The following is a 15,959-nucleotide window of genomic DNA, read 5'->3' as shown; positions in this document are numbered from 1 at the left end:
GGTGCGGCCATGGGCGCGGCGCGATGGATCATCGTGATCTGGCTGGGAACCGTCATGGTGTCGACGGTTCTCGTGGGCTGGCTCGTGCTCTGGCATCGCCTCACCGTGCAGCGCGAAGCGATGCGCCTGCAGGCGGCCTTCGACGCGCTGTCGTTCCCCACGCCCGCCGGCCCGCTCCCGGGCGAAGCGCTCACCGTGGTGAAGATCGCCTACCAGCTGGACGCGGACGATCCGGACGTGCGCACCCGGGCCGGGCCCGCGCATTTCGATTCGCTCTGGTACGCCGCCGGCCCGGGGCCGAGCTACTTCCTCGCCGTCTGCACGCTGGATGCGCGCGCGTCGGACCTGTCCGCGCGCTGGGTGGTGCGCGTCATCGACGAGGCGCGCATGCGGGCAGCGCTCACCGACGATGCGCGTGCGCAGATGCTGGCGTTCGGCGGTGCGATCGAGGCCTGAATTCCCTCGTTTCCGGCGCGGTCGTACACTTCGGTCATGCCGTTGGCAGGGGGGCGCACCGATGAGGGTCGTGTGGAACGCGCTCGGAAGCATGCTGCTCATCGCGCTGATCGGCGTCCTCGCGCTGATGCGCGTGTGCGGACGCAGCGCTCCGGATCGCGGCAGAACCTGCACGCCGGACCAGACGCTGCAATACCTGCAAGAAACGGGTGAGCAGCTCGGCCGCGTGACGGCGTTGCAACTCACGGTGCTGGGCGTCGTGGTGACCTACGTCGCGATCGTGATCTGGCTATGGAGACGCAAGCGCAGCGCGAGCCGCGAGTAGAGCGTCAAGCCCGCTCCAGCGCATCCGCCAGCCGCTCCACCGCGATCACTTCCATCTCGCCGATGCGCCCGCTGCGCGGCGCGTTCGACTTCGGGACGATCGCGCGCTTGAAGCCATGCGTGGCGGCTTCCTTCAAACGCTCCTCGCCGTTGGGGACCGGGCGGATCTCGCCCGACAGACCGACTTCGCCGAACGCGATCGTCTGCTCAGACAGCGGGCGGTCACGCAGCGAGGAGAGCACGGCCAGCAGCACCGGAAGGTCTGCCGCGGTTTCCTGCACGCGGATGCCGCCGACGACATTCACGAACACGTCCTGATCGCCCACGCCGATGCCGCCGTGGCGATGCAGCACCGCCAGCAGCATCGCGAGGCGGTTGCCTTCCATGCCGACGGCGACACGGCGCGGATTCGACAGCGGCGAGGCATCGACCAGCGCCTGCACTTCGACCAGCAGCGGTCGCGTGCCCTCGCGCGTGACCATCACGCAGCTGCCTGGCTGCGGGCGCTCGCTGCCCGAGAGGAAGATCGCCGACGGATTGGGCACTTCGCGCAGGCCCTTCTCGCCCATCGCGAACACGCCCAGTTCGTTCACCGCGCCGAAGCGGTTCTTGAACGCCCGCAGCACGCGGAAGCGGCTGCCGCTTTCGCCTTCGAAATACAGCACCGCGTCGACCATGTGTTCGAGCACGCGCGGCCCGGCGATGCCGCCTTCCTTGGTGACGTGGCCGACGAGGAACACCGCGGTGCCGGTTTCCTTCGCGAAGCGCACCAGGCGCGCGGCACTTTCGCGCACCTGGCTCACCGAGCCCGGTGCCGCGCTGAGTTCTTCCGTCCACAACGTCTGCACGGAGTCGGCGACGATCAGGCCCGGGCGCATCTTCGCCGCGTGTTCGAGCACGCGCTCGACGCCGGTTTCGGCCAGCGCATGGACGCCATCGACCGGCACGCCCAGGCGTGAAGCGCGACCGGCGACCTGCGCCAGCGATTCCTCGCCGGTGACGTACAGGCCCGGCAACGTGCCAGCCATCTTGCTGATCGCCTGCAGCAGCAGCGTGGACTTGCCGATGCCCGGATCGCCGCCCACCAGCACCACCGAGCCATGCACCAGGCCGCCGCCGAGCACGCGGTCGAACTCACCGATGCCGGTGCTGACGCGGTCTTCCTCGGTGTGGCGCACGTCGGCCAGCGCGGTGACGGCCGGCGCGTCGGCCCTGCCCGCCCAGCTGCCGCGACGGCTCGCGGCGACGCTCGCGCCCGCCTTGGCGGCGGGTTCGACGACGAATTCGCTCAGCGTGTTCCAGCCGCCGCATTCACCGCACTGACCCTGCCACTTGTTGTGGTCGGCACCGCATTCGGAACACACGTAGGCGGTGCGGGCCTTGGAGGATTTGGCGACTTTCGACATGGAGGGGGGCGCGGCGATGGGACTGCCGGCACTCTACCCGGCCCGCGTCGCGCAAGGCGAGACGCGGGCGGTTGCGGCTTACGCGGCGTAGCGGATGTGACGCTCCGGGTAGACGGCGTTCAGTTCATGCTGCGGCAGGCCGAGCAGCCCGCCGACGTCGCCGTGCGGCACGATGCTGTAGCCACGCGCGTCGATGTCCTTGACGATCCCCATCCAGTCCAGCTTCGGCACGACATGGTCGCTGTCCACCGACCATCCGAACCGTACTTCGCCCAGCGCGTCCATCTCGTCGCCGGGAAGTGGCGCGCCACACGGCGCGACCACGAATCCTTCGTTCTGTCCTACCACGAAGACATTGACCTGCATGTTCGACACCTTTCATGCCCCTGTCGAAAAACTGGCGGCATGTTGGCGATGCGCGCGCTAAAGAACGGTGAACATCAGATTGCCGGTAGATGAATCGTTCATCGAACGGACGTGAAAGGAAATTCAGGTGCGTTGTGCATCACCGACGCGCGCCGCGATCGGCAGGCGCGCGCGGGGGCCTGGCTGCCTCTCAACTCGCCGCGCGGGTGCGCTTCGTCGTCTTGCCGGTCGCGCCGGCGCGCTTGACGGTCGCCTTCTTCGCGGTGCTTGCGCGCTTGGCGGCGGCCTTCTTCGCCGCCTTCTTCGCGGTCTTCTGCGGCGCCTTCGCCGCAGCAGATTTCGCACCGGTCCGCGCGTTCGCATGCGACGGCGGCAGACGCTTGCGCGGACGCTTCGCGCTGAGGTCGACGATGCGGTTCTCGCCCATCACCTCTTCCTTCTTCGTCACGCGCGCGATGATGAAACTCACCGCCTTGCCGATCCAGGAACCCGGGCCGTCCCAGTATTCGACCGAGTGCACGTCCACTTCGAGCAGCGTGAGGTTCGGATCGTTCTTGCCCTTGGGGAAGAACGCCTTCATCGCGTCGTTCCACAGCTCCTCGATCATTTCGCGGTCACGGTTCACGCGCGCGGTGCCGGTCATCGAGATGTAGACGTTCTTGCCCTTGCTCGCGTAAGCGAGATTGACCTTCGGGTTGCGGCGGATCTCCGCCACCTTCGGGCTGTCGGTCTCGGTGAAGAACCACACGCGCCGACCGTCGAACCGCGCGTCCTGCGTGGACAGCGGCCGGCTCATCAGGAAGCCACCCGCACCCGTCGTCGTCAGCATGGCGATGTCGATCTTCTTCAGCAGCTCGCCGATGCGCTTCACGTTCCTGTCGATGCCGGCCATCGTTCCACTCCGCAGGGAAAGTGGCGACTGTTCCATCGTCAGCGCGGAGCACGCGTGAAGGGCACGCGTCACGTTCGAGCAGGCGCCAAAAAAGAAGCCCCGCCGAAGCGGGGCTCAAAAAAATAAACTGGTGCCGGAAATAGGAATCGAACCTACGACCTACGCATTACGAATGCGCCGCTCTACCAACTGAGCTATTCCGGCGGATGGTGCTGCGAAGCGCGTGGGCGGGCCGCTCGGGCCGTGCCGCGGAGCGCTCTCCGCGAAGACGGGAATTCTAGGCGCTGCCCCGGTACCGGGTCAATTGCCGGTTGAAGCCGGGGCTGCCGATCCGGTCGGTCAGTCGACCAGTTGCAGGCGCAGTTCCTTGGGCAGCGCGAAGACCATGTTCTCCGGCTCGCCCTCCAGGTCCGACACATGCATCGCGCCCAGCTCGCGCAGGCGGTCGATCACGCCGCGCACGAGTACCTCCGGCGCCGACGCTCCGGCCGTGACGCCGACGCGCTGGCGACCGGCGACCCACTTCGGATCGATCTCGATCGCGCCGTCGATGAGGTAGGCCTCCACGCCTTCGCGCTCGGCCAGCTCGCGCAGGCGGTTGGAATTGGAGCTGTTGATCGAGCCGACCACCAGCACCAGGTCGCAGCGCGCGGCCAGTTCGCGCACGGCGTCCTGACGGTTCTGCGTGGCGTAGCAGATGTCGTCGTTCTTCGGGCCCTGGATGGCCGGGAACTTCGCGCGCAAGGCTTCGATGACGGTGCGGGTGTCGTCCACCGACAGCGTCGTCTGCGTGGTGTAGGCCACGTTCTCCGGCTGGTCGATCGTCAGTGCGGCGACGTCCTCGCTGTCCTCGACCAGGTAGATGCGACCGGCGCCGGCCTCGCGGCGCCACTGTCCCATCGTGCCCTCCACTTCCGGATGGCCTTCGTGGCCGATCAGGATCACGTCGCGACCGGCGCGGCACTGGCGGGCGACTTCCAGGTGCACCTTGGTCACGAGCGGACAGGTCGCGTCGAACACTTTCAACCCGCGACGCTCGGCTTCCATCCGCACCGCACGGGCGACGCCGTGCGCGCTGAAGATCACCGTCGCGTTGTCGGGCACCTCGTCGAGCTCCTCGACGAAGATCGCGCCGCGATGCTTCAGGTCGTCCACCACGAAGCGGTTGTGCACCACTTCGTGGCGCACGTAGATCGGCGCACCGAGGGTCTCGATGGCGCGCTTGACGATCTCGATGGCGCGGTCGACACCGGCACAGAAACCGCGGGGATTGGCGAGCAGGACGTCCATGAGACTTATTCTACCGGCGCTGGGCGACGGTCGCCGCGGGCTTGCTGAACAGCCCGAACAGCGCGATGCCGATGGCGCCTGCGACGATCGCCGAGTCGGCGACGTTGAACGCCGGCCAGTAATGGTCGCGCCAGTACCACTGGATGAAGTCCACGACGTGCCCGTGCATCAGGCGGTCGATGACGTTGCCCAGCGCACCGCCGATCACCAGCGCGTACGGCAGCGCGCTCTTCCAGTCGCCGCGCGGCGTGCGGGCCAGCCACCAGCCCAGCAGGCCGCTGATCGCCACCGCCAGCACGACGAAGAAGTACTTCTGCCAGCCGCCGGCGTCGCTGAGGAAACTGAAGGCCGCGCCCGTGTTGTAGGTGCGGTACCAGTTCCAGAAGCCGTCGATCACCGGGATCGCCGTGTACTCCGGGAGCGAACCCAGCACCCACATCTTGGTGAGCTGGTCGAGCACGATGACCGCGACCGAAACGGCCAGCCACGGCAACGCGTTGGGACGAACCGGCGCCATCAGAACCACTCCCGGTGTTCGCCGTCGCCGGCGAGGTTGGTCACGCAGCGGCCGCACAGCTGCGGATGCGCCTCATCGCTGCCGATGTCGGCCCGGTACTGCCAGCAACGCACGCACTTGGTCTTCGTCGTCGGCGTCGCGAGCACGGCAATGTCCTTGATGCCGTCGTCGGCGACGACTTCCACGTCACCGCTGATGAACAGGAAACGCAGCTCGTCGGCGAACGGCGCCAGCCAGTTCTGGTCGGCGACGCCTGCCTTCAGGCTGATTTCGGCTTCCAGCGCCGCGCCGATCTCGCCGGCGGCGCGCATCGGCTCAAGCGTCTTGCTGACTTCCTCGCGCAGCGCGAGCAGACGGTCGAAATCCTCCGCCGACAGCGCCGCGTCTTCCGGCAGCAGCGCCAGTCCGTCGTACCAGGTGACGAACAGGACGTTGTCCTCGCGCGGGCCGTGCTCGGTGACGGCCGGCAGATGGCGCCACATCTCGTCGGCGGTGAACGCCAGGATCGGCGCGATCCAGCGCACGAACGCCTCGGCGATGCGGTACATCGCGCTCTGCGCCGAACGGCGGCCGCGCGAGTCTTCCGGCATCGTGTAGAGGCGGTCCTTGGTGACGTCTAGGTACAGCGATCCCAGGTCGACGGAGCAGAAGTTCGACAGCGCCTGCACGATCTCGGCGAAGTCGTAGCGCTCGTACGCGCTGGCGATGCGGTCCTGCAGCTCGGCGGCGCGATGCACGATCCAGCGGTCGAGCGCGACCATGTCCTCCAGCGGACGCAGGTGCGTCGCCGGCTCGAAGCCGTTGAGGTTCGCCAGCAGGAAGCGCGCCGTGTTGCGGATGCGGCGATAGACGTCGGAGGTGCGCTTGAGGATGTTGTCCGACACCGACATCTCGTTGCGGTAGTCGGTGGAGGCGATCCACAGGCGCAGCACGTCGGCGCCCATCGCGTTGATGACCTTCTGCGGCTCGACGGTGTTGCCGAGCGACTTGGACATCTTCTTGCCCTGCTCGTCCACGGTGAAACCGTGCGTCAGCACCTGGCGGTACGGCGCGACGCCGTCCATCGCCACGCCGGTGAGCAGCGAGGAGTGGAACCAGCCGCGATGCTGGTCGGAGCCTTCCAGGTAGAGATCCGCCGGCTTGTACAGGCCGTCCTGCGGACGCTGTGCGAGCACGCACTCGTGGCTCACGCCGGAGTCGAACCAGACGTCGAGGATGTCGGTGACCTTCTCGTACTGCGAGGCTTCATCGCCCAGCAGTTCCTCGGCGGTCATCGCGTACCACGCGTCGGCGCCGGCTTGCTCGACCTTCTCGGCGACCTTGCGCATCAGCTCGGGCGAACGTGGGTGGATCTCACCCGTTTCCCGATGGAAGAAGAGCGCGATCGGCACGCCCCAGTAGCGCTGGCGCGAGATCGTCCAATCCGGGCGCCCTTCGATCATGTTGTAGATGCGCGCCTCGCCCCACTCGGGCACCCAGGCGACCTTGCCGATCTCGCTCAGCGCATCGCGGCGCAGGTTGGCCTGCTCCATCGAGATGAACCACTGCGGCGTGGCGCGGAAGATCACTGGCGTCTTGTGGCGCCAGCAATGCGGGTAACTGTGCGTGAGCTTGTGCGCGGCCAGCAGGTGGCCGCTGGCGCGGACGACATCGACCAGGATGTCGTTCGCCTTCCACAGGTGCAGGCCGGCGAGCACGACGCCGTCGGCCGGCGGCGTGGTCGGCAGGTACAGGCCCTTCGCGTCGACCGGGTTGATCTGCGCGGCGGTGTACTTGTCGGTGAGGCCGTACTTCAGGCCGATCGTGTAGTCGTCCGGGCCGTGGCCCGGCGCGGTGTGGACCATGCCGGTGCCGTCCTCGGCCGACACGTGGTCGCCCACGAGCACCGGGATGTCACGCTCGGCATAGAACGGATGCTGCATGCGCGCGCCTTCGAGGTCGCGGCCCAGCGCGCGGCCGAGGATCGCGACCTCCTCGACGCCATAGCGCGACAGCGCCTTGCCGGCGAGCGCTTCGGCGAGCACGAGCAGGCGACGGCCGCCGTCGGGCAGGCGCGGCCCTTCGACCAGCACGTAGTCGAGTTCTGGGCCGACGCTGATCGCCAGGCTCGCCGGCAGCGTCCACGGCGTGGTGGTCCAGATCGGCATCGCCACGCGGACGTCACCACCCACGTCGGCGCCGAAAAGCGCGGCGAGCTTCTGCGGATCGCGCGCGTCGTAGGCGACGTCGATCGCCCAGGACTGCTTGTCGGCGTATTCGATCTCGGCTTCGGCGAGCGCCGAGCCGCAATCGAAGCACCAGTGCACCGGCTTCGCGCCACGCACCAGGTGACCGCGCTCGACGATCTTCGCCAGCGAGCGAACGATGTCGGCCTCGTAGCGGAAATCCATCGTGCGGTACGGGTTTTCCCAGTCGCCGATCACGCCCAGGCGCTTGAAGTCGCGGCGCTGCAGGTCGATCTGCTCGCTCGCGTATTCGCGGCACTTCTGGCGGAACTGCGCGGCGTCGAGCTTCTCGCCGACCTTGCCGAACTTCTTCTCGACCTGGTGTTCGATCGGCAGGCCGTGGCAGTCCCAGCCCGGCACGTACGGCGCGTCATAGCCGGCCATCAGCTTGGACTTCACCACCAGGTCCTTGAGGACCTTGTTGACCGCGTGGCCGATGTGGATCGCGCCGTTGGCGTACGGCGGGCCGTCGTGCAGCACGAAGCTGCGCTCGCGCTTGCCGACCTTCTCGCGAATCTGCGCGTACAGGCCGTCGGCCTCCCAGCGCGCCAGGGTTTCGGGCTCGCGCTTGGGCAGGTCGCCGCGCATCGGGAATTCCGTCGCGGGCAGGTGCAGGGTGGCTTTGTACTGGTTGGGATCTTGGGCGGTCACAAGCGGCGCTCAGGCGAAGGCGTGGTGTTGTTCTTTCGAAAGGATCTCGCGTGCTTCCGCAGCATCGCGGTGCATCTGCGCGGTCAAGGCCGGCAGATCGGAAAACTTCAGTTCATCGCGCAGCTTCGCGACGAACTCGACTTCGATGCGGCGCCCGTACAGGTCGCCATCGAAATCGAAAAGGTGCGCCTCCAGCAGCGGCTCCACGCCGTCCACCGTCGGCCGCGTGCCCAGGCTCGACACCGACGCGCGCGGTGCATCGCCCACGCCATGCACCCACGTGGCGTAGATGCCCGACAACGCCGGCGTGCGACCACCGAAGCGGAGGTTCGCGGTCGGAAAGCCCAGCGTGCGGCCGAGCTGCTTGCCCTGCACGACGTGGCCTGCAATGGCGTACGCCCGGCCGAGGAAGCGTTCGGCCGTCGTGAAATCGCCCTCGCGCAGCGCCTGGCGGATACGCGTGGCGGATACACGCTCGCCATCGACCTGCACCGGCTCGATCTCGCCGGCGACGAACCCGTGCGCCTGCCCCACCGCCTTCAGCACGCCGATGTCGCCACCACGCGCCTTGCCGAAACGGAATTCCGGACCGACCCAGACCTCGCGCGCATTCAAGCGGTGCACCAGCACCTGGTGCGCGAACTCCTCGGCGGTGAGGGAACACAGCCGGCGATCGAAACGCAGCAAACCGAGCTGGTCGACGCCCATTTCGAACAGGCGCCCGGCCTTGGTCCGCGGCAGCATCAGGCGCGGCGGCGGGTCGTTGGGCGCGAAGAACTCACGCGGCAGCGGCTCGAAACTCAGCACCACGCAGGGCACGTCGAGCGCGCGCGCGCGGGCGAGCGCGTGGCGCACCAGCGCCTGGTGGCCCAGGTGCAGGCCGTCGAATGCGCCGATGCAGACCACACTGCCGTGCGGGCATCGGGGCCCGCCTTCGACGTCACGAAACAGCCTGCTCATCGGTCCGAAGTATAGCCGGCCAGGTCCATCTCCAAGGCTCACCGTACGGTCCACTCAGTGTTCGCGCAGGTCGCGCGGACGGAAGCCGAGCGCCAGCAGCGCGACGAGATAGACCATCCCGCCACCGCCGACCAGCACGGCGAGATACCCGACGCGCGCCAGCTGGCCGATCTGCGTGAACGCCGGCGCCCATTGCAGCCCCACCCACAGCGCGGCAGACATCGCCACGCACGCCACGAGCAGGCGCATCAGGTAACGCAACCAGCCGGGCTGGCGTTCGTACACGCCCGCCTTGCGCAGCCAGTGCCACAGCAGCGCGAGATTGAGGTAGCTCGCCGCGGCACTGGCGAAACCCAGCGCCAGGTGCAGGCCGGGCGTCTGCTCGAGCGCGGCGAACACGCCCTTGGCGCGCACTTCCGGCGTGGTCCACAGCAGGTACAGCACCCACAGGAACAGCACGTTGAGCACCATGTTCGCGATCAGCGAGGCGATGCCCGCGCGCACCGGCGTCCGCGTGTCCTGCCGCGCGTAGAACGCCGGCAGCACGATCTTCACCAGCGCGAAGGCTGGCAGGCCGAAGCTCAGGCCGAACACCGACATCGCCGCCATCTGCGTGTCGAACGCGGTGAACTTGCCGCGCTGGAACAGCGTGGCTACCAGCGGTTCGGCCAGGAACATCAGGCCGAGCATCGCCGGCATCGCGATCAGCAGCGTGGTCCGCAGGCCCCAGTCCAGCGCCTTCGAAAACCCTTCGGTATCGGTCTTGACGTGGTGCCGCGACAGCGCCGGCAGGATCACCGTGCCCAGCGCGACGCCGAACACGCCCAACGGCAGTTCGAGGAAACGGTCGGCCTGCGAGAGCCACGTCTGCGAACCGACGAACAGCAACGAGGCGATCACCGTATCCAGCAGCAGGTTGATCTGCGCCACCGACGAGCCGAACAGCGTCGGCACCATCAGGCGCATCACCTTTCGCACGTCGGGATGCCTCCAGCCCCACTTCGGCAGCGTGAGCAGGTCGAGCTTGCGCAGCGCCGGCAGCTGGAAGACCAGCTGTGCGATGCCGCCCGCCAGCACGGCCCAGCCCAGCGCGAGGATCGGCACTTCCAGGTGCGGCGCGAGCCACAGCGCGCCGGCGATCATGAAAAGGTTGAGGATCACCGGCGTGAAGGCCGGCAGCCCGAACCGGTGGAAGCTGTTGAGCGCCCCGCCCGCCAGCGCGGTGAGCGACACGAACAGGATGAAGGGGAACGTCAGGCGCAACAGGTCGACGGTCAGGCCGAACTTTGGCGCGTTGTCGAGAGAGCCCGGGCTGAAGACGGCCGCGATCTGCGGGGTGAAGATCAGCCCCAGCGCGGTCAGCACCATCAGGATCCCGCCCAGCGTGCCGGACACGCGGGCGACGAGTTCCTTCAGGTCCGCATGCGGGCGGGTTTCCTTGATCTCGGTGAAGACCGGCACGAACGCCGTCGAGAACGAACCTTCGGCGAACAGGCGCCGCATGAAGTTTGGGATCCGGAACGCGACCCAGAACGCGTCGGTGCCCGCATTGGCGCCGAAGGCCTGGTTGATCGCGATGTCGCGAACCAAGCCCAGCACGCGCGAGACCATGGTCATGCTGCTGAACGACAGCAGCCCTTTCAGCATCTTCGGCGCGCTCAAGCCCGCCCTCCACGAGTCCGGCGGCCGCCGGCGTTGTTGTTGACGCAACCCACTGAATCCTCCATACTTTCTGGTCTGATTGTCCCCAGACCCTTTTCACTACCAGTTTCCAGGAATTCGCCGTGGCCAACATCAAGTCCGCCAAGAAGCGCGCCAAGCAGACCGTGGTCCGCAATGCCCGCAACGCCAGCCAGCGTTCGATGCTGCGTACCGCCGTCAAGAAGGTGCTCAAGGCCCTGGGCGAGAACGACGCCGCCGGCGCCGAGTCCGCCTTCGCCGTCGCGCAGCCGATCCTCGATCGCTTCAGCTCGCGTGGCCTGATCCACAAGAACAAGGCTGCCCGCCACAAGGCCCGCCTGAACGCCCGCATCAAGGCGCTCAAGGCCGCCTGATACGGCGGAACGGGGACGGGAGTCCACGGCTTCACCCGACGGACTCCAGGCAGCAAACAAAAACCCGGCCGATGCCGGGTTTTTTGTTGCCTGCGCGAAGGCCTCAGGGTGCTGCATGCCCCTCGCCTGCACGCTCGGCTTCCAGCGCCGCTTCGCGCTGGCGATCGAAGAAGGTCATGACGTCGAGCATGATCGGCCAGGTGCCTTCGCGGCCGATGGCCGAGACGAGGTAGTGGCGGTCCTTCCAGCCCAGTTCGTCGATGATCGACTTCACGGCGGCCTGCTGCTCTTCCTCCAGCAGCAGGTCGGCCTTGTTGAGCACCAGCCAGCGCGGTTTGTTGAGCAGCTCGGGATCGTGCTTTTCCAGTTCGCGCTCGATCGCCCGCACCTGGTCGGCCGGGCTCACGCCCGCCTCCGCGCCCTCGTCGTACACGCCGCCCGCGGGCGCGATGTCGACCAGATGCAGCAGCAGGCGCGTGCGCTGCAGATGCTTGAGGAACTGCGTGCCGAGGCCGGCGCCTTCCGCGGCGCCTTCGATCAGGCCGGGAATGTCGGCGATGACGAAGCTGCGATGCGGCTCGACGCTGACCACGCCGAGGTTCGGATAGAGCGTGGTGAACGGATAGTCCGCCACCTTCGGGGTTGCCGCGGAAACCGCGCGGATCAGCGTGCTCTTGCCGGCATTCGGAAAGCCCAGCAGGCCGACGTCGGCAAGCAGCTTGAGCTCGAGCTTGAGCACGCGCTCCTCGCCTGGCAGGCCCGGCAGCGCCTTGCGCGGCGAGCGGTTCACCGAGCTCTTGAAGTGCATGTTGCCCAGGCCGCCCTTGCCGCCCTTCGCGACCAGCAGGCGTTCGCCGTGGCGCGTGAGGTCGCCGATGACTTCATCGGTCTCGACGTTCATCACCACGGTGCCGACCGGCACGGTGATGACCAGGTCGTCGCCGGCCTTGCCGTACATCTGACGGCCCATGCCGTTCTCGCCGCGCTTGGCGCGGAACTGGCGCTGGTGCCGGAAGTCGACGAGTGTGTTGAGGTTTTCGTCGGCCAGCAGCCAGACGCTGCCGCCGTCGCCGCCGTCGCCACCATCGGGGCCGCCGAGCGGGATGAACTTCTCGCGACGGAAACCGACGCAGCCGTTGCCGCCGTTGCCTGCGCTGACCTGGATTTCGGCTTCGTCGACGAGTTTCATTGGAGTGCCGTGTTTCGTGATTCGGAGTTGGTGATTCGTGAGAACGCGGCCGCGTTGCAGTCTAAAGGAATGCGGAACGCTGGCAGGCCGGAGATCCGTTCGCCTGCGCGAATCACGAATCCCAGCTCACGAATCACGTCATTGAAAACGAAAAGCCCCGCCGAAGCGGGGCTCCTCGTTGTCCTTTTGAAAAGTCCGCACACGGATGTGCGGGCTCTTGCGAAGGGACTCGCGTATGACGAGGAATTACTCGACGACGCTGACGGTGCGACGCTTCTTCGGACCCTTGGTCGAGAACTCGACCTTGCCGTCGACCAGCGCGAACAGCGTGTGGTCGCGACCCAGGCCGACGCCGGCGCCCGGATGGAACTGGGTGCCGCGCTGGCGAACGATGATGTTGCCGGCCTCGATGGCCTGGCCGCCGTAGATCTTCACGCCCAGGTACTTCGGGTTGGAGTCGCGGCCGTTACGGGTGGAACCTACGCCCTTTTTGTGTGCCATGGCTGCTTCTCCTTACTTAGCCGGCAATGCCGGTGATTTCGATTTCGGTGTAATGCTGACGGTGGCCCATCTGCTTGCGGTGGTGCTTGCGGCGACGGAACTTCACGATGCGCACCTTGTCGGCGCGGCCGTGGCCGACGACCTTGGCGGAGACCGACGCGCCCTTCAGGGCATCGCCAACCTTCACGCCATCGCTGCCGCCCAGCATCAGGACGTTGTCCAGCTTGATCTCGCTGCCGACTTCGACATCGAGCAGCTCGACGCGCAGGGTTTCGCCCTGCATCACGCGGTATTGCTTACCGCCGGTGACTACAACTGCGTACATGACCAGATTCCTCTGTAGTTATTTTGGTCGCTGTCGGCACCCGTGACGGGCGGACAGAAGCGGAATTCTAGGGCTTTCAGCGAGTTGGAGCAAGTCGGCCCGGCTCGGGCGTTAAGCACTCGGTGCGGGGGGTACACGCGTGACCTCGCTCCTCCTCCTCCGGCTGGAAACGCTGAAACACGACGGGCGGCACACTCCTGCCCGCATTCAGTATCGTGTTTATTTTGTGAGCATTATCAACCACTTGCACGCGGTGCAGGCATCCCTTAACGTCGCTTCGACATGGCGGTTCAGGGCCCGTCCATGTCCCAGCCAACACTCGATGGGCCAGCGTTCACGCAGGCCGGGGGGACAGTCGCTGTGCAGTCGCAGGCCCTGATGTCTTCCGAGGACGCCACCGCGTCCACAGCAACGGGCGATCCCGCCCGCGCTTCAGCATCCCCGATCGCCACACGTCGCACGCATCCAGACGCGCGCTCCGACGCCGTGAGCGTGCGTGCGCAGCATCGCTTCAGCTCCGCCCACCTATATGCGGGCACGCGCACGACGCCGGACGGCGTTGCTGCGCGAGCCTCCACCCAGTCGCGCTCCGGTTAGCGCCGTCGCGCACTCGCACCGGCGTCGCACAGGGGGAGGCGCCGGAGGTTCCTGCAGCAGCAGCCAACAAAGGACGTTGTCATGACTCGCAAAGCCCGCACCCTCAAGTGGACCGCCCTCGCCGTCGCCACCGCGCTCATCGCCGCCCCCGCGGCGTACTCCGGCGGCAAGTTGCCCGTCGCCAACAAGGTCAAGGTGTCCACGCTGTCGCCGGCCGCCGCCAAGGCGGCGAAGGAACAGCCGCAGAAGTACGACCGCTTCATCGTCACCTACCGCGAAGGCGCCAAGCGCCTGAGCGCCGCCGCCGCGACCACGCAGTTCGCCACCGCCGCGAAGAACCTCAACGTCGGCATCGCGCCGATGCGCACGCTGGCCACCGGCAGTTCGCTGATCCGCACCGACCGCAAGCTCGACAGCCTCGCCACCAAGCAGCTGATGCTGGAGCTGATGAAGGATCCGAATGTGCTCGCGGTCGAACCCGATCGCCTGCGCAAGCCGCTGATGGTGCCCAACGATCCGCTCTACGCGCAGCAGTGGCACTACAAGAACGGCCCCGGCGGCATCAACGCCGAACCGGCATGGGATCTGTCAACCGGCGACGGCGTCGTGGTCGCGGTGCTCGATACCGGCATCACGCCGCACTCGGAACTCAATAGCCAGACCGTGCCGGGCTACGACTTCATCATCGATACCGAAGTGAGCGTGGACGGCGACGGCCGCGACGCGGATCCGAACGATCCGGGCGACTGGCACGACGGCGAATGCAACATCTTCGGCATTCCCGAAGACAGCAGCTGGCACGGCACGCACGTGGCCGGCACGGTCGCGGCGGCGACGAACAACAACGCGGGCGTGGCCGGCGTGGCGTTCGGCGCGAAGGTGCAGCCGGTACGCGTGCTGGGCAAGTGCGGCGGCTACGAGTCCGACATCATCGACGCGGTGACCTGGGCGTCCGGCGGCACGGTGGCGGGCGTTCCGGCCAATGCGACGCCGGCCGAAGTCATCAACCTGAGCCTCGGCGGCAGCGGCGCGTGCTCGGTCGCCGAGCAGGCGGCCTACACCGCGGCGAAGGCGCGCGGCACGACGGTCGTGGTATCGGCCGGCAACTCCTCGGCCGACGCGGCGGGTTATTCGCCCGCGAGCTGCAACGACGTCATCACCGTCGCGTCCGTCGGTCCGACCGGCGAGCTTTCGGAATTCTCCAACTACGGCAGCGTCGTCGACGTCGCCGCGCCGGGCGGTTCGGGCGTCGTGCCGGCCGCGGACAACATCCTGTCGACGCTCAACCTCGGCGCGCAGGGCCAGGGCGCCGAAGGCTACGCGTGGTACGCGGGCACCTCGATGTCCGCCCCGCACGTGGCGGGCACGATCGCGCTGATGCAGTCGGCCGCGGCCACGCCGAAGACGCCGGACCAGATCAAGAAGATCCTGGAAAACACGGCGTACGCGTCGGGCGGATTCGCCGGCGGCTGCAGCTACAACCTTTGGTGCGGCGCCGGCATCATCGACGCGCGCTACGCGGTCGCCGTCGCCAAGGGCGACGAACCGCTGCCGCCGGACGTCCCGCCGGCTCCGGAACCGCCGCCGGCCACCGAACTGCAGAACGGCGTCACCGTTACCGGCATCGAAGTGCTCGCCAACGACACCGTGCGCTACCAGCTGCTGGTGCCCAACGGCGCGTCGAACCTGCTGTTCGCGATGTACGGCGGCACGGGCGATGCCGACATGTACGTGCGCCGCGCGGCAGAGCCGACGACCACCGCGTACGACTGCCGTCCGTACACCGCGGGCAACAACGAGAACTGCTTCTTCCCGGCCCCGCAGGGCGGCACCTGGTACGTGACGATCCGCGGCTTCAGCAAGGCCACCGGCATGTCGCTATACCCGAGCTTCGTGGATGCGAACTGGCCGCGCTCGGTGGAAGCCGAGGCGATCGGGCTGGCGAACCATCGCACGCAGGTCACGCTCACCTGGACGCACGGCAAGAAGAACATCGACATCTACCGCAACGGCGCGATCCTCAAGACCGTGAAGAACAAGGGCACGGCGACGGATACGTTCCGCATCATCGGTAGCGGCACGATGAGCTACAAGCTGTGCAACAACGGCACGCAGGAATGCGCCGACCCGGTCGAGATCGACTACGCCTCGCACAAGTAAGCGATCGCGTTCGACCGATGCAGCAAACAGGAAGGGCCCGGTCCGC

The 15,959-nt window shown here is 67.3% G+C and carries 14 protein-coding genes, 1 tRNA gene and 1 pseudogene; 4 read left to right on the top strand and 12 right to left on the bottom strand.

The window, feature by feature from the left end; translation table 11 throughout:
* The first annotated feature begins 9 nt into the window (after positions 1-9).
* Positions 10-456: a hypothetical protein gene (locus GOY17_RS06500; protein WP_157029762.1), complete on the top strand. Its 447-nt coding sequence runs from the start codon at positions 10-12 to the stop codon at positions 454-456.
* A 70-nt stretch (positions 457-526) separates the two neighbouring features.
* Positions 527-781, top strand: a complete 255-nt coding sequence (locus GOY17_RS06495) for a hypothetical protein (RefSeq protein ID WP_198173830.1) — start codon at positions 527-529, stop codon at positions 779-781.
* A 4-nt stretch (positions 782-785) separates the two neighbouring features.
* On the opposite strand, the gene radA is transcribed toward GOY17_RS06495, so the two are convergent.
* The 9 genes and pseudogenes from radA to murJ all read right to left on the bottom strand — a co-directional run bounded on the left by radA (position 786) and on the right by murJ (position 10,734).
* Complete coding sequence (gene radA, locus GOY17_RS06490; RefSeq protein ID WP_157029760.1) at positions 786-2,186, bottom strand: DNA repair protein RadA; 1,401 nt, start codon at positions 2,184-2,186, stop codon at positions 786-788.
* A 78-nt stretch (positions 2,187-2,264) separates the two neighbouring features.
* A complete protein-coding gene (locus tag GOY17_RS06485) occupies positions 2,265-2,552 on the bottom strand; it encodes a hypothetical protein (protein WP_147298541.1) in 288 nt (95 codons plus the stop codon).
* Positions 2,553-2,952: 400 nt separating this feature from the next.
* A pseudogene (locus tag GOY17_RS06480) lies at positions 2,953-3,444 on the bottom strand (pyridoxamine 5'-phosphate oxidase family protein); the annotation flags it as partial.
* 128 nt (positions 3,445-3,572) lie between these two features.
* A tRNA-Thr gene (locus GOY17_RS06475) sits at positions 3,573-3,648 on the bottom strand.
* Between the two features lie 135 nt (positions 3,649-3,783).
* Positions 3,784-4,734 carry a 4-hydroxy-3-methylbut-2-enyl diphosphate reductase gene (gene ispH, locus GOY17_RS06470; RefSeq protein ID WP_157029758.1) on the bottom strand — a complete coding sequence of 317 codons (951 nt, stop codon included), beginning with the start codon at positions 4,732-4,734 and terminating at the stop codon, positions 3,784-3,786.
* A gap of 10 nt (positions 4,735-4,744) precedes the next feature.
* Entirely contained in the window at positions 4,745-5,251 is a 507-nt protein-coding gene (lspA, locus tag GOY17_RS06465; RefSeq protein WP_157029757.1) for a signal peptidase II, read from the bottom strand.
* Positions 5,251-8,064, bottom strand: a complete 2,814-nt coding sequence (ileS, locus tag GOY17_RS06460; protein ID WP_232338589.1) for an isoleucine--tRNA ligase — start codon at positions 8,062-8,064, stop codon at positions 5,251-5,253. Before ileS ends, lspA begins: the two co-directional genes overlap by 1 nt.
* A 72-nt stretch (positions 8,065-8,136) precedes the next feature.
* Complete coding sequence (locus tag GOY17_RS06455; RefSeq protein WP_157029755.1) at positions 8,137-9,087, bottom strand: bifunctional riboflavin kinase/FAD synthetase; 951 nt, start codon at positions 9,085-9,087, stop codon at positions 8,137-8,139.
* A gap of 54 nt (positions 9,088-9,141) precedes the next feature.
* Complete coding sequence (gene murJ / locus GOY17_RS06450) at positions 9,142-10,734, bottom strand: murein biosynthesis integral membrane protein MurJ (RefSeq protein WP_157031620.1); 1,593 nt, start codon at positions 10,732-10,734, stop codon at positions 9,142-9,144.
* A 137-nt stretch (positions 10,735-10,871) separates the two neighbouring features.
* On the opposite strand from murJ, the gene rpsT reads away from it, so the two are divergent.
* The gene (gene rpsT, locus GOY17_RS06445; RefSeq protein ID WP_115840781.1) at positions 10,872-11,141 is read left to right on the top strand and encodes a 30S ribosomal protein S20; all 270 of its coding nucleotides are present in this window, start codon (positions 10,872-10,874) and stop codon (positions 11,139-11,141) included.
* Between the two features lie 103 nt (positions 11,142-11,244).
* Here rpsT and obgE read toward each other — a convergent pair whose 3' ends face one another.
* The 3 genes from obgE to rplU form a co-directional block, all read right to left on the bottom strand.
* On the bottom strand, positions 11,245-12,330 hold the full coding sequence (gene obgE, locus GOY17_RS06440; RefSeq protein WP_157029754.1) for a GTPase ObgE: 1,086 nt from the start codon (positions 12,328-12,330) through the stop codon (positions 11,245-11,247).
* A 246-nt stretch (positions 12,331-12,576) separates the two neighbouring features.
* Positions 12,577-12,831 (bottom strand): 50S ribosomal protein L27, encoded by a 255-nt coding sequence (gene rpmA, locus GOY17_RS06435; RefSeq protein WP_115840783.1) that lies wholly within the window; start codon positions 12,829-12,831, stop codon positions 12,577-12,579.
* A gap of 16 nt (positions 12,832-12,847) precedes the next feature.
* Positions 12,848-13,156, bottom strand: coding sequence for a 50S ribosomal protein L21 (gene rplU / locus GOY17_RS06430; protein WP_115840784.1), 309 nt, complete (start codon positions 13,154-13,156; stop codon positions 12,848-12,850).
* Between the two features lie 678 nt (positions 13,157-13,834).
* On the opposite strand from rplU, the gene GOY17_RS06425 reads away from it, so the two are divergent.
* Positions 13,835-15,913, top strand: a complete 2,079-nt coding sequence (locus GOY17_RS06425; protein ID WP_157029753.1) for a S8 family peptidase — start codon at positions 13,835-13,837, stop codon at positions 15,911-15,913.
* Positions 15,914-15,959 lie beyond the last annotated feature (46 nt).

The organism is Lysobacter soli (assembly GCF_009755585.1).
GTDB classification, from domain to species: Bacteria; Pseudomonadota; Gammaproteobacteria; order Xanthomonadales; family Xanthomonadaceae; genus Lysobacter_J; species Lysobacter_J soli.
The sequence above is the reverse complement of the archived record's forward strand: the minus strand, read 5'-3'. Positions and strand labels throughout refer to the sequence as shown.